The organism is Paenibacillus sp. FSL R10-2771 (genome assembly GCF_038000205.1).
Lineage (GTDB): Bacteria > Bacillota > Bacilli > Paenibacillales > Paenibacillaceae > Paenibacillus_AQ > Paenibacillus_AQ phytohabitans.
Genome location: NZ_JBBOBM010000001.1, coordinates 2869925 through 2890038, shown reverse-complemented (window position 1 = coordinate 2890038; position 20114 = coordinate 2869925). Strand labels below are relative to the sequence as shown.

Genomic DNA, 20114 nt, shown 5'->3' with positions numbered 1-20114 from the left:
TCAGAGGAGGCGTAACCCATGAAGTTGGCAAGAATCCGCCGCATTTTGCTCCTTATTTTCATAATAATAGTGATCCTGCCCAGCATCTTCCCGATTGCTGTGTCTGCTTCTGCATCCGCTCCAACCTCCGCCCGGCCGAATGTCTCTATGGAAGAAGATCCTGCTGTTCCGGCCGGCTCCACCGCCTCCCAGTCTTCAGCCCGGCGCCACAAAAGAAATAAAGGACTTTCTCTAAGCCAGCTGCTGCGCAAATATCCGGATACGATCAAGACCCAGGGGCCGCGGCGCAAGATTATTGCCCTGACCTTTGACGATGTGCCTGATCCGCGCTTTACTCCGCAGCTGCTGGATGTTCTCCATAAATATAATGTCAAGGCCACCTTTTTCGTGGTCGGCAGCCGTGCCGAGAAACATCCCGGTCTGGTTGCGCGGATCATCCGGGAAGGCCATGCGATTGGCAACCACTCCTACAATCATCCCGAATTCGGCAAACTGGGGATGAATGAATTCCGCACCCAGATTATCCGTACCGAGAATATCATCCAGGCTCTTGCGGGCTACAAACCGCGGCTGATCCGTCCCCCGTACGGTGACATCAGTGAGCAGCAGCTGAAATGGGCCAGAGCCCACGGCTACAAGCTGGTGAACTGGAACGTCGATTCCCTGGACTGGAGAGGCTTATCCAAGACCCAGGTACGGAACAATATCCTCTCCAGGGCCGGAAAAGGCGCAATTATACTCCAGCACGGCGGCGGCGGCCGGGGCAGCAATCTGCAGGGTACCATACAGGCGCTTCCGGAAGTCATCAGCATTATGCGCAAACGCGGGTATAGCTTCGTGACTGTTCCGCAAATGTTCGAAGTCAGCAAAAGCAAATGAACCGGCTGATGCACCGGAGAGCCAGTATATCAAATAGAAGCAGAGGGATAAAATATAGCTTGAAGCCCTTTATATATTAAAAAAAGGAAACAAAACCTGCCGGAGAACGGCCGGGTTTTGTTTCCTTTAGTAAATGGTGCAGCTATACATTTATCGGGTTATTGAATAATATACAACTGTACATATTGATAGCCGAAATCGGCTACAAAGCTCTGGCTGCCGGGAATGAAGATGTCAATCCGGTTGCCCTTAATCGCGCTCCCCATGTCAGTGGCGGTCGCCAGGAATGCCTGCTTCGGGAGACCCGGATGAGAATATCCGGTAACGAGAACCTTGGTACCCAGCGGAATGACACTAGGATCAACTGCAATCGTTCCCAGCTTAAGCGCATTGCCGAAATAATCAACCGCGCCCCATTTTCCATTCTCACTGGCAGCAGAGGAATAAGCCGAAGCCTTTACCTGTATGGATTTGGCATAAGTATAAGCTTTGCCCCAGGCTTGAACGGTGTTTGATGCAGGCTCCACACTCAGTGCTGACAAGTCTGCGTTAGTTACAACGGCGGCGGCTGCCGATTCTGTGACTGCTACCGTCTTGGCCTGAACAGTGCCGGGAATGGCAAGCTTAAGACCCGGGTAGATGTTGCTTGCAGAGATCTGCGGATTTGCGCTCATGAGCTCTTCTACGCTGATGTCATAATGATTGGACAGCGTATAAAAGGTAGTTGCTTCTCCAGCGATATGTACGCTGTCAGCTTGAACAGGGGCGGCTTGGAGCAATGTGCCGAGTCCCAGTACAGCAGCCAGGGCTGTGATGGCTCCGAACTTGATTTTCATTAAATAGCCTCCTTCATTAGTGGGCGTCCAGGATATAACGGATACGGCTCCGCCAGTGACGCCAAGATAACGCTGGACCTATGTACTTTTTTGTTGCCAGGTCTCTGGAATTGCGGCGCTTTGTAAACTAACAGTTATGAATATATCACAACTTTGTAACCAGTGGCTATGTTTTTGTTACGTTTGGAAATATTTTGCCTATATACAGCGTTTTCATCGGGTTAATTATTACATATTCTTAATATTTCGCGTTGGAATTATCGTGGCTTCGGCAATCTTTTTTAAGTTTTCGCGAAAATTTTACACAGTTTTAACATTTCTCCCTTTGGCAAATAGTAGAATGATAGAATACGATAGATAATGTAGAGACTGAAGCATAACTTGGAGGGTCAATGAACGTGAATGCAGAAGAGAAAAAAAACAACCACACCAGTCCCGCAACAGCCTATCTGAACCGCGATTTGAGCTGGATTGAATTCAACCGCCGTGTCCTTGCCGAAGCACAGGATCCGGAGAACCCGCTTATGGAGCGGGCCAAATTTCTGGCGATTGTGTCCAGCAATCTGGATGAATTCATCAGTGTCCGGGTAGCGGGCATTCAGGATCAGATCCGGGCGGGTTATACCAAAAAGGATTTCACCGGCTACACCCCCTCCGGCCTGTACAAGCGTCTGATCAAGCGGGTCACCAAAATCATCGCCGACCAATACCGTACCTTCAAGGACATTTCCCGGAGTCTGCACAAGGAAGGGATCGTGTTCGTCGATTACAAGGACCTCACGCATGCCCAGGAGCAATCCATTGAGCAATATTACCGTGATATCATCTATCCAGTCTTAACGCCGATGGCCGTGGATCAGAGCCGTCCATTTCCGCTTGTGCACAGCCAGTTCATCTATCTGGCAGTAGTGCTGACACGCAAGAACAGCCAGGAAGAAGAACCTTATTTCGCAATCCTGCAGATTCCGTCGAATCTGCCGCGCTGTATCCCGCTGCCCCACCGCTCCAACAGTAAGAAACGGCAGTTTGTCTTCATTGAAGATGTGATCCGCCAGCATATCCAGACCTTGTTCAGCGGGTATGATCCTGTGGCTGTCAGTGAATTCCGCCTGACCCGCAATTCCGATCTGACCATTGATGAGGAAGGTGCAGAGGATCTGCTGGAGGAGATTGAGAAGGAGCTGCGCAAACGCCGCCGCGGCGTCCCTGCCCGTCTTGAAGTACAAAAGGGGATTCACCCTTATGCCCTGGAGCAGCTGCAGGCCGAATTCGAGCTTGAGGATTTCGTGTTTGAAATTGAGGGGCCGCTGGATCTCAGTTTCCTGCGGGGGTTCGCCGGCAGCGTCAAGGGCTTCAGCTACCTGCATCATGCACCGATCGAGCCGCTCTATCCGGCGGAATTCGAGGAGAATGAGGACTTCTTCGAGGTGCTTGGCGAACGTGATGTGCTGGTCTATCATCCGTATGAATCCTTCGATGCCATGACGGACTTCATCATTCAGGCTTCCGAAGATGAGCAGGTTATGGCGATCAAAATGACCCTGTACCGGGTCAGCGGGAACTCCCCGCTGATCACCGCCCTGGCCAATGCCGCCGAATCAGGTAAGCAGGTTACGGTAGTTGTGGAGCTGAAAGCCCGATTTGACGAGGAACGTAACATTGCCTGGGCACGTAAGCTGGAGCAGTCGGGCTGCCACGTAGTCTATGGCCTTGTAGGTCTCAAAACCCATGCCAAGGTCACGCTGATTGTACGCCAGGAAGGCCCTGAGCTGCGCCGTTATGTGCATGTAGGGACAGGTAACTATAATGACAGCACGGCCAAGGCGTATACAGACCTTAGCCTGTTCACCGCCAATCATGAGATCGGCCTGGATGCCTCGGAGCTGTTCAACCAGATGACCGGTTATTCTGCCAACTATAACTGGAACTCCTTCATTGTGGCACCGACCAATATGAGCCTGTCGCTCCAGAAGCTGATCCTGCGCGAAGCAGAGCATGCTGCCGCCGGCAGACCTGCACGGATCATCGCCAAGATGAACTCCCTGTCCAATCAGGAGGTCATCGACAACCTGTACAGCGCAGCACAGGCCGGTGTATCGATTGATTTGATTGTACGCGGTGTCTGCTGTCTGCGTCCGGGCATTGAAGGATTAAGCGAACGGATTACAGTCCGCAGCATTGTCGACCGTTTCCTGGAGCATTCACGCATCTATTATTTCGAGAACGGCGGTAAACCGGAGGTCTATCTGTCCAGTGCGGACTGGATGACCCGGAACCTGACGCGGCGGATTGAACTGATGTGTCCGGTGAAGGACAGCAGCATCCGCAAGCAGATCGTCAAAATACTGGACCTGTCGCTGATGGATAATGTGAAATCCAGCTTCCTGCAGCCTAACGGTTATTACGAACGGGCGGACGACAAAAAGGCCCCGTTCCGGAGCCAGTTCGCTGCTATGAATGTTACCCGCTGGAAGGGAAGCCGAGCTTTACCTTCACCGACCAAGCATTCCTGAAGGCTTTGAGCGCATTCTCAATGTCCTCCAGCCCGATAAGAACTTGTCCGCCCTGCAGCTCCAGATCCAGCGTATTGTTATGCAGCCGGGCGTTGACCCCGCTGACAATGCCGATCTCGGTGCTGTCCAGGGCAATGCTTAACTGCACCAGCGTACCCAGCTTATGAATCCACTCTTCGTCGGAAGCAAGCAAAATGTCCTTATGCATCTGGGACAATTTCTGCTTCCGGCTTTTGGTGCTGTAGGAAGCAATGTACGCACTTAGAATCAGCTGCCGGTGGGTCAGGCCGCGGATCGGGGAATTCATCAGCCAGTAGCGGGTATGCCGCTTGGACTGATAATAATTAATGTTGGAGCCGGTACGGTGCAGCATAATCGCCACGTAGATCAGCATCTCATGCTCCTCCCGGTCACCTTCCCTCTCAAAAGCCCCCAGCAGGCCGAGTGCCAGCTTATAGATATGATCCAGATGCCGCTTGGAGGTACGGATATCAAAGCGGATAATGGTATCCAGGCTGTACTCCAGCGCGCTGTCACGGACCGGCTGCTCCGGCTTCAGCAGATCATGCAGCATGCCCTCACGCAAGCCTTCCCCGCTAATTACAGCACGGCTGGCCCCGATATAATGGTACACCGTATGGAAAATAACCAGACCGGACACGATGATGTCTCCCCGGCTTTTCGACAAACCATCCAGATCCTTGCGCTTCTCATATGGAGTCGCTGGCAATGTCTCCATGAACTTCTCTATGGTCTCCCCTTCCAGCACGTAGCCATGGGAGTTCGGCAGCGAATATTCCCGGTTCTTCTGGTCCAGCTTGCCGAGTGAACGCAGCGTTCCGCCGAGTCCATATAACGGAAGCCCGTTGCCCGTAGTGAGCCAATCATGCTCTACCAGCCTGCCGGTAACGTATAGCTGCAGCTTACGGACCTGATCAGCGTTCCAGTTGCCGCCCTGGCTGAACATCAGATTCGTATTGACCGCACCGAACGGGAAAGAGATGCTGTGCTGATAACGCCGTCCGCGGAACAAGGTGACCTCCGTGCTTCCGCCTCCGATGTCAATCACGAACCCGTCCTGAATATCAAAGGCATTGATGACCCCGAGAAATCCGAAATAAGCCTCCTGATGCCCGCTGATTACTTCAATCCGGATGGATGACGCTTCAGACAGATAGCTTATAATCTCGGCGGAGTTGGCTGCGTTGCGGATTGCGGCGGTAGCTCCTGCGCGGATGTTGTCCACTTCGAAATCATCACAAATCTCTTTGAACTGGTGGAGGACAGGAATAATCGTATCCATATCCTTCTTCTCCAGTCTGCCTTCCTTGGTAATTTTCTCACTCAGACGGGCAGAGTACTTGCATTCCTTAATAATTTTGTAGCCGCCTGCCTGCGTCGTATCATAAATTACAAGCCGTATGGAGTTGGAACCAATATCAATAATGCCTATCCGGCAAAGATCATCTCTCATCTGTATGTACTCCCTTTCAAGTAGATTGATCATTTGTATACTATATCACCCATTTCACGCTCCGCCAAAATTTAATTCCCTCACAAAAACGGCCGCTGAAGGAATTTTCAGCGGCCGTTCCAGTAATTTTATAAAACTTTGCTCAAGAAATCACGGGTACGGGCGTGTTTGGGATTGCCGAACACTTCTGCCGGGGTCCCCTGTTCTACGATAACCCCGCCATCCATGAACAGGATCCGGTCGCCGACTTCACGGGCAAAGCCCATTTCATGCGTCACAATGACCATCGTCATACCGTCTACTGCCAGCTGTTTCATAACCTCCAGCACCTCACCGACCATCTCCGGGTCAAGCGCCGAGGTAGGCTCATCGAACAGCATCACATGCGGCTGCATCGCCAGCGCCCGGGCAATCGCGATCCGCTGCTTCTGTCCGCCGGAGAGCTGGGCCGGATACGCATCCCGCTTGTCCTCAAGGCCGACGGTGCGGAGCAGCTCCGTGGCGATTTTTTCCGCTTCGGAAGCTTGCTGTTTCCGCACCTTCAATGGCGCGAGCATAATGTTCTGCAGCACAGACTTATGCGGGAACAGATTGAACTGCTGGAACACCATCCCCATTTTCTCGCGGGTCACGTTGATATCATGCTTTTTGGCTGTAATCGATTGTCCTTCAAACGAAATCTCACCGCCGGTAGGCTGCTCCAGCAGGTTCAGACAACGCAGGAAGGTGCTTTTGCCCGAGCCGCTGGGACCGATCACTACAACAACCTCACCCTTGTGAATATTCAGATCAATCCCCTTGAGGATCTCCAGCTTGCCAAAGCTCTTCTGCAGGTTCTTAACCTCGATCATCCGTATTCAGCCTCCTTTCCAATATACCCAGCAGCTTGGATAACGTGAAGGTCAGCACAAAATACATCAGTGCAATGACGACATACGGAGTTAGCCCCTCATACGTTATCGTTGTAATGGTCTTGGCCTGAAAGAACAAATCTGCAACCCCAATCATGGATACGATGGAAGATTCCTTAATGATTGTAATAAATTCGTTCCCGATGGCAGGCAGCACGTTCTTAATCGCCTGCGGAAGCACGATGTAACGCATCGTCATCCCCTGTTTCATCCCGAGCGAACGTGCCGCCTCTACCTGACCGCGATCAACGCCTTGAATTCCGGCACGGAAAATCTCAGCCAGATAAGCAGAGCTGTTGATGGTTAATGTAATCGCACCCGACTGGATCGGCGTGAATTCCAGTCCCAGCTCTGTCAAACCATAGTGAATCAGAAACAGCTGCACCAGCATCGGCGTCCCGCGCAGAAACTCCACCCAGGTGGTGGCAATAAAACGCAGAATTCTCCATTTGGACATCCGCAGCAGCGAAACCAAAATCCCCAGTATGAAGCCGAAGAATACGCCCAGCACCGCGAGCAGCAGTGTGTACTTTAGGCCGGATAAGAAAAAATTGCGGTACTCATAAGCCATATCAAATATATTCATTGCCCTCAAACCCTCCTGTCTTCAAAAAAATAGAAAACAGCGGATCACCGCCATTTTCTGCAAAGTAGAGCATTGTCCCGCAGCTGGCTGCGGGTTGTACTTAATTCATCAGGGCAAACCGTGTAACGGGTTCGCGTTCTATTTGCTCTCAGCAAGCTCGCTTGCTGCCGCTACATACTCATCAATCTTGCCTTCCGAGTTCAGGCGGGTCAATGTCTTATTCACTTGGTCCAGCAACTCTGTGTTACCCTTCTTCACCCCGATTACATAGCCGTCATCTTCCACTTCAGGTTTGGCATCGGTAATTACCAGTCCCTTAACGTTCTTCACAAAGGACTTGGCAACAGGTCCTTCCATAATTGAAGCGTCTACGCGGTTTGATTGCAGCTGCAGGACGATTTCAGAAATTTTACTGAGGGATGTCAGCTGTGCGCCTTCAATATCTTTGGCAATATCTTCCTGGATCGAACCGGTCTGAATGCCCAGCTTGGCACCCTTCAGCGAGTCCATTGTTGCATATTTGTCCTTATCCGATTCACGTACAACGACAGCCTGTTCGGCTTTGTAGTATATATCGGACAAGCCCACAGCTTCAGCACGTTCCGGTGTCGGACTTAACCCGGAGATTACCATATCGATTCTGCCGCTCGACAATTCATTCAGCAGCGAATCAAACGGCAGATCCTTAATCTCAAGCTCTCTGCCCAAATCAGCAGCAATCTCCTTCGCGATCTCGATATCGAAGCCAACAATCGTATCCTGGCCGTCAACCACCTTGTGGAATTCATACGGAGGAAAGTCTGCACTTGTGCCCATAATCAGCTTCTTGGCGGCAGCCCCGGTGTTGGCATTTCCGCTTGCTGCGGTATTATTCTCGTTGTTATTAGAGCCGCATCCGGCCAGTAGTCCAGCTGCCAGCAGCAGTCCCAATGAAAGTTTACCCCATTTGTTCATTTGTCTGTCTCCCCTATTCTCTTTATGTTCATTTCTCTAAGTAGTCCCATTGACCGATTTATTATAAATCACTCCGCATGAATATGCAAAGACAAATTTGTGACAAAGCCTGTTAAATTCATGAATAAATTGCAGGCTGTTGGCCGGGTCTGCTATTCCCCCATTTTGCACATCCTATGAAAAGAGGTATATACTATTTACTATCTCCATTTGCCGCCGGAATAACCGGGCTGGTTCAGATGCCGCCGCAGGCGTTATTTAACGGATAAGGTGAATAGGCAGACACACATTAAGTGTATGTCTTCGAAGCTGGTTTGTTGCAGTGCGATGAAATCTCAAGGTGAATAGGCTCACAAAACTTAGGCGTATGCTTTCGAAGCGAGTTTTGTGCGATGTAATCTCAAGGTGAATAGGCTCACAAAACTTTTAGGAGGTGAAGTCATGCTGCTGGAAGCGATGTACCATGTTCCCCGCGATAAATGGGCTTATGCCTACGATGCCACAACCATACATCTGCGGGTGCGTACCAAACGTGATGATGTGGACTACGTAGTTGCGCTTACTGGCGACAAGTACGATTGGCAGCATACCTCTTACGACATCATAATGGAAAAAGCTGCCTCAGACGATAAATTCGACTACTGGGAAGCGGCTGTCCGTCCCAAATACAAGCGCCTCAGCTATACTTTTCGCGTCAGCAAGGGTTCGGAGACAGTGTATCTGCTCGACAACGGCATCCGGACCGAATGTCCGCAGCCGCCCAACCACTTTTATGAGTTTCCTTATATACACGGGATTGACTTATTCAAAGTACCCACCTGGGCGAAGGATGCTGTGTTTTATCAGATCATGACCGAGCGGTTCGCGAACGGCAATCCTTTGAATGATCCGGAAGGCACTGAACCCTGGGGCAGCAAACCGAAGCTCGATAATTTCTTTGGCGGTGACCTTCAAGGTGTGCTGGATCATCTGGATGATCTGCAGGAGCTTGGTATTAATGCCGTCTACTTCACGCCGCTGTTCGTCTCCCCTTCCAACCATAAATACGACATCGTGGATTATAAAAAAGTCGACCCGCATTTCGGCGATAATGAGCTGCTGAAGAAGGTCGTAGAAGAATGCCACAAACGTGGCATCCGTGTCATGCTGGACGCCGTGTTCAACCACTGCAGTGACAAATTTCCGCCATTTCAGGATGTTCTGGAAAAAGGCGAATTCTCCGTCTACCGCGACTGGTTCCATATGAATTCTTTTCCGGCTGAGATTGTTGACGGTATTCCCACGTACGATACGTTCGGCTTCTATGGCAATATGCCGAAGTTCAACACCGCCAATCATGAAGTGAAGTCCTACCTGCTGGAGGTTGCGGAGTATTGGATCAAGGAGATCCGTGTAGACGGCTGGCGGCTGGATGTGGCCAATGAGGTCGATCATCACTTCTGGCGTGATTTCCGCAAAGTGGTCAAAGCCGCAAACCCGGATGCCTATATCGTCGGCGAGGTATGGAGTGATTCCTTAACCTGGCTGCTCGGTGACCAGTTTGATTCGGTAATGAACTACCCCTTCTCGGGGGCGGTGCTGGAATTCTTCAACGGCGGGATGGACGGCATCACCTTCGGCCACCGGATCGGCGGCCTGCTCATGCGTTATCCGCAGCAGACGAACGAGGTTGTCTTCAATCTGCTCGGCAGCCATGACACCCCCCGCCTGCTCACCGTCCTGGGGGAAGATAAGCGCAAACTGAAGCTGACCGTCGTCTTCCTGTTTACGTTCATGGGCACTCCCTGTATCTATTACGGGGACGAAATCGGCCTGACCGGGGGGGAAGATCCGGACTGCCGCAAATGTATGGAGTGGGATGAAACGAAGCAGGACCGTGAGCTGTATGACTTCTACCGGATGATGATCGCACTGCGCAAGGAACATAAGGCGCTCCGGGAAGGCCGCTTCCGGATTCTCCAGGCCTGTGAGAATGACCCGTGCATCGTCTATGAGCGTGCAGATGAGCGGATTCATTTCACCGTCTGGATGAACAATTCGCCGCAACCCCGTACGCTCAGCCACCCGATGGAGACCGATGACTGGCAGGATGCGCTGACGGGAGAAGCTGTATTGCCGGAGAACGGGATGATGAATGTTGCGCTTGATCCGTATGGATATAGGATATTGTACCGGAATCTACGTTAAGGTAACAGATATATGTCAAACGAATATGGGTGGTGTCCCAGAAGCTGAGAAATGGCTGCTTGGAACATCACCTTTTTTTAATTCGGATAGATGGAGAATCTCAAGGCAAATCTTCGACCCAAACCTCACCTATACAGAATGTTACGGACCTGAATATCACGGATTAGCCACAATAACAAAATGGTTTGACGACTGGAATACAAGAGGTACAGTTCTGGTCTGGACGATAAAACAATTTATTCATCAAGGCAGCATGACTGCTGCTGAATGGTACTTCAAATGTGAGTATGAGTCAGTATTATCCCTATACATAATTTAAAAAGGCATTCCTCCCATCACCATGATCGGGGAATGCCTTTTCTATACAATAGTTCTTCTACTCCGTAACTTTATCCGAAATCTTGTTATAAATATCAATATACTGCTGCGCAGATACATTCCAGCTGTAATCGCCGGTGAAAGCATTCTTCGCTACTTTTTTCCAGTGCTCCGGTTTGTGGTAGAACGATACGGCCCGGCGGAGCGTGTACATCATATCATGGGCATTATAGTCTTTGAAGGTAAAGCCGTTGCCCTCTCCGGTCTCCTCGTTGTACGCCTGAACAGTATCGTTAAGTCCGCCTGTCTCACGCACTACAGGAATACTGCCATAACGCAGAGCCAGCAGCTGGCTGATGCCGCAAGGCTCGAATTTGGACGGCATCAGGAACAGGTCGCTGGCGGCATATATTTTGCGGGACAAGGCATCATTGAACAGAATCTGTGAAGACAGCTTGGTCGGATAACGCCACTGCGCCTCGCGGAACCAGCGTTCGTAGACCTCATCACCAGTGCCCAGCAGGACAAACTGAATATCGTCATAGTAGAGCAGCTCATCGAGAACCCGGGTCAGGAGATCCAGCCCTTTGGAATCCACAAGACGGGTAACCATAGCTACCATTGGAATATAAGGAGCTACAGGCAAGCCCAGTTCCTGCTGGAGTCCCAGCTTATTCTCAGCTTTCTTGACCAGGTTGGAACGGTAACGGGTGAAAATAGACGGATCACTGGCCGGATTGTAGCTCTTGGTATCAATCCCGTTGACAATCCCGCTTAGAGCATCTGAACGAGAGGTCAGCAGTCCGTCAAGGCCATATCCATAATAAGGTGTACGGATTTCATCGGCATAGGTTGGACTGACCGTGGTCACATGATCACTGTAGACAATTCCACCCTTCATATAGTTCACGTTCCCGTAATATTCTACACCAGGGAAATAGCTGTCATCGAGACCGAGCAGCTCGCCCAGCACCGAATACGGGAATACCCCCTGGTACAGGAGATTATGTATAGTGAACACTGTACGCATCTCACTGTAGAACGGATTGTGACGGTAGTGCGCCTGCAGCAGCAACGGAATTACCGCGGCATGCCAGTCATGGCAATGCAGGACATCAGGCTGGAAGTTAATCGCCGGCAGGCATTCAAGCACAGCGCGGTTATAGAAAGCGAAACGTTCGCCGTCATCCATATACCCATAGATGCCGTCACGTCCGAAGTAATACTCATTATCGATAAAGTATACAGGAACTCCCTCAAAGACAATCCGTTCAATCCCGCAATATTGATTGCGCCAGCCGATCGGCACCTCAAGGACAGCGACATGCTCCATCTGGGAGGAATACTTCTCTGCGATCCCCTTGTATTTGGGCAGGATTACCCGAACATCTACTCCGGCAGCCTTAAGCGCCTTCGGCAGGGCACCGATTACGTCGGCTAACCCGCCTGTTTTGATAAATGGATGGGCTTCAGCTGCAGCAAATAGAACTTTCATCCAGATTTCCTCCTTATAGATATGAATAGTTTATTTAATCGTTTTGCGTCCGGATTTCTTGAGCACCAGGAATCCAAGCGGCGGAAGGGTCAGCTCCAGGCTGTTCAGCTGGTTATGCCATTCCTTCTTCTCACTCTTGACAGGCTCATTATGAATACCAGAACCGCCATATTCGCGGGTCTCCGAGCTGAATATCTCTTCATAGGTCCCCGGACGCGGCACACCGATCCGGTAATTACGCCGTTCCACCGGCTGGAAATTGATAATGATCACCAAGGTATCCACAGGCCTCTTCCCTCTGCGGATATAGGAGGCAACACTCTGGCCGCTGTCATCGGCGTCAATCCATTGATAGCCCTCCATATCATGGTCGAGCTCCCACAGCGCTTTTTGCGTGAGATAGAGCTTATTCAGGGCAGCCGTGTAAGCGAGCATCCGGCGGTGGGCCTCATATTCCAGCAGCAGCCAGTCGAGCTGGTCCTGATCCTTCCATTCGATGAATTGACCAAACTCACCGCCCATGAACAACAGCTTTTTGCCCGGATGACTAATCTGGTAACCGAGCAATGCCCGCAGACCGGCGAACTTCTGCTCATACGAGCCTGGCATTTTGTTCAGCAGCGACTTCTTGCCGTGCACCACTTCGTCATGGGACAAAGGCAGAGTATAGTTCTCGGCATAGGCATAGACGATCGGGAAGGTCAACAAATTATGATGGTAGGGCCGCGCCCCGAAATCATGTTCTATGTACCCAAGAGTGTCATTCATCCAGCCCATGTTCCATTTGTAATTAAAGCCGAGCCCCCCTTCATGAACAGGTGAGGTTACGCCAGGCCAGGCACTGGATTCTTCGGCCATCATCAGAGCTTTCGGATAATACCGGAAAATCGCCGTATTCAACTGCTGAATGAACGCGATCGCTTCCAGATTCTCAAGACCCCCGTGCATGTTCTTTGTGTACTGATGGTGCTGCTTCTCGAAATCAAGCCGCAGCATACTGGTTACGGCATCCACACGCATACCGTCAATATGATACATCTCAAACCAAAAAAGCGCATTAGAAATCAGGAACGATATGATCTCCGGTTTGCTGAAATCAAAGGATAGTGTGCCCCAGCCCGGCTTCTCGGCCAGCATCGGATCAGCGTATTCATACAGCGGCGAACCGTCAAACATTCTCAGTCCGTGGGCATCCTTGGCAAAATGGGCCGGAACCCAGTCGAGGATAACCCCAATGCCGGCTTGATGCAGCTGATCAATCAGGTACATCAGATCCTGTGGATCACCGAAGCGGCTGGTGGCCGCAAAATAACCGGTTCCCTGATACCCCCAGGACAAATCATACGGGTGCTCGGCAAGCGGCATAAACTCCACATGAGTGTAACTCATCTCCGTCAGATACGGGATCAGCAGGCTGCTCATCTCTCTATAAGTATAGAGTTCTCCATTATCCTTCTGGCGCCAGGTCCCAAAGTGCATTTCATAAATGTTCATAGGCGCATTGTACGGTGCTTTGCTCTTCCGGCGCCACGCGGCGTCGCCCCATTGGTAACCATCCAGATTCGCCACAACGGAAGCGGTGGCCGGACGTACCTCAGCTTTGAACGCGTAAGGATCAGCCTTGAGGAAGCTTGTTCCATCTGCACCATGAATCCTGTATTTGTAAAAAGTTCCCGGCTCTATACCCGGAAAAAAACGACTCCAAAATCCTGAATCGGGTATCTTATATAACGAGTCGGAGTCCAATGTTCCATCCCAGCCATTATGATCACCAGCCAGTCCTACATATGCCGCATGAGGAGCCCACACGGTAAAGCGAACGCCAGCTTGCCCTTCTTCCACGGCAATGTGCGCGCCAAGCATCGTATAGCTGCGATAATTCGTGCCCTCATGGAACAGATAAATATCTTCAGATGACGGGAGGTTTACTGTTTTTGGTATTTCGGCCAAATCATCACCACCTTAGTATATAGGATGCACCTATTACATTACCCCAATATGTGCCGTTTGAAAATGATTTTGCGGGCAAATTCAATGATTTCTGAATTAAGAAAATTATTGATGTAATTTTTCCTGATGCACAGCAATATAATTCACCTATGTCGTTTCAAGCGCTTGCCGACAGGTTATATTACAAGCATTGACAAAAAAATGGGAGGGATAACAAATGAGTAAAAAAGATTGTATCGCCATGCTCCTGGCTGGCGGGGAAGGCCGCAGATTAGCCCCCTTGACCTCCAGTATGGCTAAGCCTGCAGTCCCTTTCGGAGGACAATATAGAATCATTGATTTTCCACTCAGCAATTGTGTAAATTCCAAGATCGACACTATTGGAGTTCTGACACAGTACGAAGCCGATTCCTTACATCATCATATTGGGGAAGGTGAGCCTTGGGGACTGCACAGCCGCAGCGATAAAGGCGTGAAGCTGCTTCCTTCAGGGGTTGAAGGCAGAGACACCTATTCAGGTACAGCCGATGCCATTTATAAGAACATAGAATACATTGACAGCCAGAATCCGGAGCATGTGCTTATCCTGTCTGCAGATCATATCTATCATATGGATTACCGTAAAATGCTGGATTACCATGTAGGCAAAGCAGCCAAAGCCACCATTTCGGTCATGGAAGTGCCTTGGGATGAAGCCAGCCGGTTCGGTGTGATGAACGTTAATGATGATCTCCAGATCTCTGAATTTGCCGAAAAGCCAAAGGTTCCGAAAAGCAACCTCGCCTCCATGGGTATTTATATGTTTGAATGGGAATATCTGAAAGGCTATTTGCTGCGGGATGCCGCTAATTCGGAATCCGGCCATGACTTCGGCAAGGATGTCATTCCGTCCATGCTGGATGCCAACGACCAATTGTTCGCATACCGCTTTGACGGGTATTGGAGAGATGTAGGTACGGTTGACAGCCTCTGGGAGGCACATATGGATCTGCTGCAGTCCGAGAATGGCTTCAAGCTCGACAACTCCCGCTGGCCGATGTACAGCCGGTCTTACCGTACGAAGCTGGCTGCCTATAAACCACGGGTTCAGGCACCGCCTGCAGATTGCCTGATGCACGAAACCTGCACCTTGGAAGGCAATCTCCAGCGTTCCGTTATCTTCGGCGGTGTAGAGATCGGCAAGCTAAGCAAGATCAAGCAGAGTGTAATTATGCCGGGTGTCCGCATCGGCCGCGGTGTTCTGATTGAGAATGCGATTATCGGGGAGGGAGCAGTCATCAAAGACGGCGCTGTGATTAAAGGCAGCGCGGACAACATCGTGGTTGTCGGCCCGCATGAGATCGTAGCAGCCAAGCCAATCATCCGTACCCAGCCTTCCCGTCTGCTTCAGGAGGTCTACGAGAAGACCGGCCGTCTGCGCGCGGAAGGGATGCCTTCATAATCTTACATCAGCCTTAAGGGCTGCTACATAAAAGGGATACAGCTACGGTCTATCCGACCTTCTGCTGTATCCCTTTTGTAGGTTCTTCCTATTCATTTGCCGGAGGGGCGGTTTGCCCTCCACTCCCTGTCCAATATGCCCATCTCGATGCAATCAGCATAGCGCCCCCCGAATGTAGCAGCCTCACGCGAAATCCCCTCCCGTGTAAATCCGGCTGTCTCGTAGGTTTTCTGTGCCGCCGTGTTGAAATCGAAAACTCCAAGGGATATCCGGTGGAGCCGCAACCCGTCGAAGCCGATACGCAGGACTTCACGAACCATCTGCAGTCCGATTCCCCGCCCTTGGCTCCCGGGGTCGACGACGACCCTGCTTATTCTGGCCGAACCGTTCTCACGGTCGATTCCGGATAAGCTTATATGTCCAACCGTTTGTCCGGTAGCTCTCAGCACCGCACAATAGACCAGCAAACCAGACTCTGCCGGATGATTGGCTCCGTCCAGATATCGCTCAAGCTGCCGGTCATCCAGAGGGTAGGACAACGATGGACCTGCCCACTTCTTCAAATACTCCGGCGAAACACTCCATTCCGTCATTAAAGCGTAATCAGCTTCCCCCATATACCGGAGAATTACGCTGCCCGGATCGCCGGTCTCCGCTTCATACTCATACAGGTTAACCAACCGGCCTGCTCCGACATCCCGGGTACCCATATAGTGAAATCCCAGGCTCTGATAGTAACGGTTAAGCTTAATATTATGGGCTACTGTATCCAGTCTGAGACCCGCACAACCCCGTTCCTCCGCTCTTCGTAACGCAAATCGGATCATCTGGCCGCCAAGTCCCATGCCGCGGTGGGATTTGGCTACAGCGAGCCGGTGCAGATAGGCATAGGATTCGTCATTGCGGTCTCCCCAGTACTGGATATCGCTGAACTGCAGAGTGAACATCCCGGCAAGAGCCGCTCCCTCCATGGCCAGATAAACCTCTCTGCTGCTCAAATAATCCTCCACATCGCGGATGCTGAATTGCCCCGGCGTCCACTGGTTGATTCCTTTGCTCTCCATCCAGCCTGCCGCTTCCCGGAGGAGCTTCAGAATATCCGCTGAATGTTCACGTCCGCCGCGGATCATCTCGAGCCTTTGTTCTGAAGAAGATTTCCCTGATTCCTGTGTATTCATGCCTTCTCCTCCTGCACATCATCAAGCGGCAAAATAACGGTAACCTGAGTACCCTTGCCAAGCTCGCTGTCCATTTCCAGCTTGCCGTTATGAAGCTCTACAATCTGCTGGGAGATCGCAAGGCCAAGGCCGGTTCCGCCGTTGAGCGCATCGACCTGGAAGAACCGGTCCCGCACTCTGGACAGATGCGCTTCGCTGATGCCGATCCCGCTATCCCTTACAATTACGGCCATCTCTGTATTCGACAGGCGTTCAGCGGACAGGACGATACTGGAATCCTCAGGCGAGAACTTCACAGCATTGTCGACCAGATTGAGGAACACCTGCTTCAGCCGATTCGCATCGCCTCTTATATAGATAGTCTCTTCGCATTCCAGCAGCAGGTGAATCCGCTTCTTCTCGGCCTTGGCCCAGATATTCAGCAGCGTCTCCTGCAGCAGGACCTTGATATCCACCTGGGTAATCGACAGCTTCATTTCGTTCTGCTGCAGCTTGGAGAAGTCCAGAATCTCTTCCACCAGCCCGATCAGCCGGTCGCTCTCCTTGGAGATAATGCCCATACCCAGCTTGGTTTCCTCGGGATCGTAGCCGCCTGAGATGAGAGTCTCACTCCAGCCCTTGATGCTGGTCAGCGGTGTCCGCAGCTCATGGGAGATCGAAGAAATGAAATCATCCTTAATCTGATTACTGCGGACGATCTCCTCCGCCATATAATTGAGCGTTGAAGCCAGTTCAGCGATTTCGTACCGGTAATCCCCCTTGATGCGGGTGGTGAACTTCCCCTTGGCCATCTGCGCCGACACAGCCGTGATATTGTTGAGCGGCCGCACAATGGAATTTGCGAGACCGAAGCTGAACAAGACCACGATCGACATAACCGCCGCCCCGATGCCAATGGAGAGCAGCGTCAGATTCAGCAGATCCTTGTTGACTCCCTCCATGGAGGTCAGGTAACGCAAGATGTAAGTTTCATGCGAATTGATCTGCACCATCTTGGAGACGGCCATTACACTCTCATTCGTCCCGGCCTGCCGGCCCACCCAGCGCCCGACACTACCGCCCACAGCCTCGGGAACATCACTGGTGGTGATGGTCCGGTCCGGCTGAAATCCGGTGGAACTGGTAATGATATCTCCATTTAATGTCAGAACTTCTAGTTCGGTATACTCCAGATTGAAGAAGTCGAGCAGGTTCAGCAGCTGATTCGGCGATCGTTCCGCTGAGAATTCATATTTTACGAAAGTCTCCCCCGCACTGATATGAGTGGTGATTTTGCTGTAGATGCTGTCGTAATAATACGTCCGGATCGCCAGCAGAAAAATAGTCTCCACGAGGAGAAGCGCCACAAAGACTACAAGAATATAGTGCAGTACGATCTGTCTGCGCATCCCCTTCTTAATCATTGTACCTGACCTTTCCATTTGTAGCCGTGCCCCCACACCGTCTGCAGGAATTCTGGCTCTGACGGATTATTTTCGATTTTCTGGCGCAGGCGGCGTATGTTCACATCAACGATTTTGGGATCACCCATGTACTCCTTGCCCCACACATGATCGAGCAGGGAGTCGCGGCTGAGCGGCGTATTCTCCTTCTCAAGGAAGAATTGCACCAGCGAAAATTCAGTAGGCGTAAGCTCAATCGCTTCACCGCTCTTCTTGAACTGCTTCGAGATCAGATCCAGCGTAAACGGACCCGAGTGAAATGAGACTTTGGCCGACTGCTCACGGTGAACATTGACCCGGCGCAGCAGGGACTGGATACGGGCAATCAGCTCGGTTGGACTAAACGGCTTGCTGACATGATCATCTGCGCCCACAGACAGTGCATATACCTTATCCTGCTCCTGAACTTTGGCTGTCAGAAAAATAATGCCGAGCCGCTCGTTAGTTTCTCTAATGCGTCTGCAGACCTCAAAGCCGTCGATGCCGGGCACCATGACATCCAGCAGGGCAATATCAATATCCGGAACCGTTGTCAGCTTATGCAGAGCCTCATTGCCGTCAGCGGCTTCGAGCACTTCAAACCCGTTGCGTTTAAGATTGATCACAATAAAACTGCGGATGGATTCTTCATCCTCCAGAATCAGTACTTTACTCATCGATTCCCTTCCTCTCTATAGAAGATTTGACTCTTCCGTTCTCTCCCCCGATGGTGTTTTGCTCCAGTTCCCCGCGGTAGCCGATCATTTTGTCCAGATCACGCCCCAGAAGCTTCCAGCCGGAGTTCTTTACCCTATCCCACTCAGCCGGTGAGAAGAACGATACCTCAGCTACAGTCTCCCCGGTGTCGAGCATAATGAATTTAAGCGATTTATCCTGAACGGACTTGGTATCCACAGTGACATTCTCATGCCATTCCGGAGAAAAATTAATGGTAAACCGGTCCGAAGGATCATTATACAACTGAGTACTAAAGGTCAAGCCGTCTTTTCCGTCCCATTTGTAATAAGAATTGAAATACGGTATGGTCTCAGGGTCGAAATACTCCCACCCCGAGGGGGGCTCCAGCATTCCGATCTCAATAATTCCATCCAGGTCAATATCCTCACTGACAATCTTCCGGTCCTTGAAGGTCCGTACATCTCCCGGAATGGCTACGCGCAGCTTGTTATTCTCCATAACAACAATTGTTGTATAAGCAGAGCGCGAATCCACAGCAGAATCCAGAACTATACCTTCTTTGTTCTCCGCCACTTTTCCTGAGACAATATTGTAATAATTATCGAAATAGGGGTCCAGATTATCCAATTCGTCAAGCACCTTGAAGCTGTCATTATATTGATAGGTAGTTATTGTGGCGAATTCATTGCGTTTGAAATACACGACTGTAATGTCGGCAATCCCGTCCTCGTTCAAATCATCCAGTATATATTTGGTGTAAGGCTTCGTCAGAATTTCTTCCAGCTCTCCGCCGGAATAACTGTAGACCACCATGCCCTTTTCTTCCCCGCGCGAATAGCCGGTAACAATATCAAGCTTCCCGTCACCCGTCACATCCCTAAGATCAACCGAATCCAGCATCGTTCCGTCACCGTCAAAAACAAGCTTCTTGACCCAGGTGTCCTCATGCTTCTCCAGAATCATCCCGTGGATCACTACAGCTTCATTCTTCGTCTGGTAGAAGACAAGCGTCTCCATAATCCCGTCCTTGTCCAGATCCTCGGTAAAAATAGAACTGTCATCATCATTGGCCGGACGGATCAGCGTTGCATCAAGCGGCTTCAGTGAGGAATTAATCGCTGTCATCAGCGAAGCTTTGTCAGCGGACAGCTGCGGCACCTTCATCTGGGAAACAGGATCGCTGATGAAGGTACAGCCGGACATTACAAACAGGGACAAAGAGGCTGCTGTAAGCCTTCCGAGTAACCGTTTATTCAACTTCATCACTCTCTC

General features: G+C 50.9%; 16 protein-coding genes. 5 read left to right on the top strand and 11 right to left on the bottom strand.

The window, feature by feature from the left end; genetic code table 11:
• Positions 1–18: 18 nt before the first annotated feature.
• Positions 19–879 (top strand): polysaccharide deacetylase family protein, encoded by an 861-nt coding sequence (locus NSU14_RS12580; RefSeq protein WP_340945096.1) that lies wholly within the window; start codon positions 19–21, stop codon positions 877–879.
• A gap of 158 nt (positions 880–1037) precedes the next feature.
• On the opposite strand, the gene NSU14_RS12575 is transcribed toward NSU14_RS12580, so the two are convergent.
• Positions 1038–1715, bottom strand: coding sequence for a 3D domain-containing protein (locus NSU14_RS12575; RefSeq protein WP_039299072.1), 678 nt, complete (start codon positions 1713–1715; stop codon positions 1038–1040).
• 392 nt (positions 1716–2107) lie between these two features.
• On the opposite strand from NSU14_RS12575, the gene ppk1 reads away from it, so the two are divergent.
• Complete coding sequence (gene ppk1, locus NSU14_RS12570; protein WP_042137801.1) at positions 2108–4228, top strand: polyphosphate kinase 1; 2121 nt, start codon at positions 2108–2110, stop codon at positions 4226–4228.
• Here the strand turns inward: ppk1 and NSU14_RS12565 are convergent.
• The 4 genes from NSU14_RS12565 to NSU14_RS12550 all read right to left on the bottom strand — a co-directional run bounded on the left by NSU14_RS12565 (position 4176) and on the right by NSU14_RS12550 (position 8153).
• The gene (locus NSU14_RS12565; protein WP_042137803.1) at positions 4176–5702 is read right to left on the bottom strand and encodes a Ppx/GppA phosphatase family protein; all 1527 of its coding nucleotides are present in this window, start codon (positions 5700–5702) and stop codon (positions 4176–4178) included. The two genes, ppk1 and NSU14_RS12565, sit on opposite strands and share 53 nt — an antisense overlap.
• Positions 5703–5830: 128 nt before the next feature.
• A complete protein-coding gene (locus tag NSU14_RS12560) occupies positions 5831–6553 on the bottom strand; it encodes an amino acid ABC transporter ATP-binding protein (RefSeq protein ID WP_039299084.1) in 723 nt (240 codons plus the stop codon).
• On the bottom strand, positions 6540–7199 hold the full coding sequence (locus NSU14_RS12555; protein WP_042137804.1) for an amino acid ABC transporter permease: 660 nt from the start codon (positions 7197–7199) through the stop codon (positions 6540–6542). Before NSU14_RS12555 ends, NSU14_RS12560 begins: the two co-directional genes overlap by 14 nt.
• 138 nt (positions 7200–7337) lie before the next feature.
• Entirely contained in the window at positions 7338–8153 is an 816-nt protein-coding gene (locus tag NSU14_RS12550; RefSeq protein WP_042137806.1) for a transporter substrate-binding domain-containing protein, read from the bottom strand.
• A gap of 441 nt (positions 8154–8594) precedes the next feature.
• Here NSU14_RS12550 and NSU14_RS12545 point away from each other — a divergent pair, with 441 nt between their 5' ends.
• Entirely contained in the window at positions 8595–10340 is a 1746-nt protein-coding gene (locus NSU14_RS12545; protein WP_076243025.1) for an alpha-glycosidase, read from the top strand.
• Positions 10306–10659, top strand: a complete 354-nt coding sequence (locus NSU14_RS12540) for a hypothetical protein (RefSeq protein ID WP_179093449.1) — start codon at positions 10306–10308, stop codon at positions 10657–10659. The genes NSU14_RS12545 and NSU14_RS12540 overlap by 35 nt, the downstream gene beginning before the upstream one ends.
• A 57-nt stretch (positions 10660–10716) precedes the next feature.
• On the opposite strand, the gene glgA is transcribed toward NSU14_RS12540, so the two are convergent.
• Positions 10717–12153 carry a glycogen synthase GlgA gene (gene glgA / locus NSU14_RS12535; protein WP_042137810.1) on the bottom strand — a complete coding sequence of 479 codons (1437 nt, stop codon included), beginning with the start codon at positions 12151–12153 and terminating at the stop codon, positions 10717–10719.
• A gap of 30 nt (positions 12154–12183) precedes the next feature.
• A complete protein-coding gene (glgB, locus tag NSU14_RS12530; protein WP_042137811.1) occupies positions 12184–14103 on the bottom strand; it encodes a 1,4-alpha-glucan branching protein GlgB in 1920 nt (639 codons plus the stop codon).
• A 217-nt stretch (positions 14104–14320) separates the two neighbouring features.
• On the opposite strand from glgB, the gene NSU14_RS12525 reads away from it, so the two are divergent.
• Positions 14321–15544: a glucose-1-phosphate adenylyltransferase gene (locus NSU14_RS12525; protein ID WP_042137813.1), complete on the top strand. Its 1224-nt coding sequence runs from the start codon at positions 14321–14323 to the stop codon at positions 15542–15544.
• 92 nt (positions 15545–15636) lie between these two features.
• Here the strand turns inward: NSU14_RS12525 and NSU14_RS12520 are convergent, their stop codons facing one another.
• The 4 genes from NSU14_RS12520 to NSU14_RS12505 are packed head-to-tail and all read right to left on the bottom strand — an operon-like array spanning position 15637 to position 20099.
• Positions 15637–16722 carry a GNAT family N-acetyltransferase gene (locus NSU14_RS12520; RefSeq protein ID WP_340945080.1) on the bottom strand — a complete coding sequence of 362 codons (1086 nt, stop codon included), beginning with the start codon at positions 16720–16722 and terminating at the stop codon, positions 15637–15639.
• Positions 16719–18125: a sensor histidine kinase gene (locus tag NSU14_RS12515; protein WP_039299109.1), complete on the bottom strand. Its 1407-nt coding sequence runs from the start codon at positions 18123–18125 to the stop codon at positions 16719–16721. The genes NSU14_RS12520 and NSU14_RS12515 overlap by 4 nt, the downstream gene beginning before the upstream one ends.
• A complete protein-coding gene (locus NSU14_RS12510; RefSeq protein ID WP_039299112.1) occupies positions 18122–18820 on the bottom strand; it encodes a response regulator transcription factor in 699 nt (232 codons plus the stop codon). Before NSU14_RS12510 ends, NSU14_RS12515 begins: the two co-directional genes overlap by 4 nt.
• Positions 18813–20099, bottom strand: coding sequence for a hypothetical protein (locus NSU14_RS12505; RefSeq protein WP_216626424.1), 1287 nt, complete (start codon positions 20097–20099; stop codon positions 18813–18815). Before NSU14_RS12505 ends, NSU14_RS12510 begins: the two co-directional genes overlap by 8 nt.
• Positions 20100–20114: the final 15 nt, after the last annotated feature.

Bases quoted from the DNA above. Each gene is read 5' to 3' on its own strand.
- NSU14_RS12545 (WP_076243025.1), top strand. From the start codon at position 8,595: ATGCTGCTGGAAGCGATGTACCATGTTCCCCGCGATAAATGGGCTTAT.
- NSU14_RS12565 (WP_042137803.1), bottom strand. From the start codon at position 5,702: ATGAGAGATGATCTTTGCCGGATAGGCATTATTGATATTGGTTCCAAC.
- NSU14_RS12515 (WP_039299109.1), bottom strand. From the start codon at position 18,125: ATGATTAAGAAGGGGATGCGCAGACAGATCGTACTGCACTATATTCTT.
- NSU14_RS12555 (WP_042137804.1), bottom strand. From the start codon at position 7,199: ATGAATATATTTGATATGGCTTATGAGTACCGCAATTTTTTCTTATCC.
- glgA (WP_042137810.1), bottom strand. From the start codon at position 12,153: ATGAAAGTTCTATTTGCTGCAGCTGAAGCCCATCCATTTATCAAAACA.
- NSU14_RS12510 (WP_039299112.1), bottom strand. From the start codon at position 18,820: ATGAGTAAAGTACTGATTCTGGAGGATGAAGAATCCATCCGCAGTTTT.
- NSU14_RS12520 (WP_340945080.1), bottom strand. From the start codon at position 16,722: ATGAATACACAGGAATCAGGGAAATCTTCTTCAGAACAAAGGCTCGAG.
- NSU14_RS12580 (WP_340945096.1), top strand. From the start codon at position 19: ATGAAGTTGGCAAGAATCCGCCGCATTTTGCTCCTTATTTTCATAATA.
- NSU14_RS12575 (WP_039299072.1), bottom strand. From the start codon at position 1,715: ATGAAAATCAAGTTCGGAGCCATCACAGCCCTGGCTGCTGTACTGGGA.
- NSU14_RS12525 (WP_042137813.1), top strand. From the start codon at position 14,321: ATGAGTAAAAAAGATTGTATCGCCATGCTCCTGGCTGGCGGGGAAGGC.
- NSU14_RS12540 (WP_179093449.1), top strand. From the start codon at position 10,306: ATGGATATAGGATATTGTACCGGAATCTACGTTAAGGTAACAGATATA.
- NSU14_RS12550 (WP_042137806.1), bottom strand. From the start codon at position 8,153: ATGAACAAATGGGGTAAACTTTCATTGGGACTGCTGCTGGCAGCTGGA.
- ppk1 (WP_042137801.1), top strand. From the start codon at position 2,108: ATGAACGTGAATGCAGAAGAGAAAAAAAACAACCACACCAGTCCCGCA.
- NSU14_RS12560 (WP_039299084.1), bottom strand. From the start codon at position 6,553: ATGATCGAGGTTAAGAACCTGCAGAAGAGCTTTGGCAAGCTGGAGATC.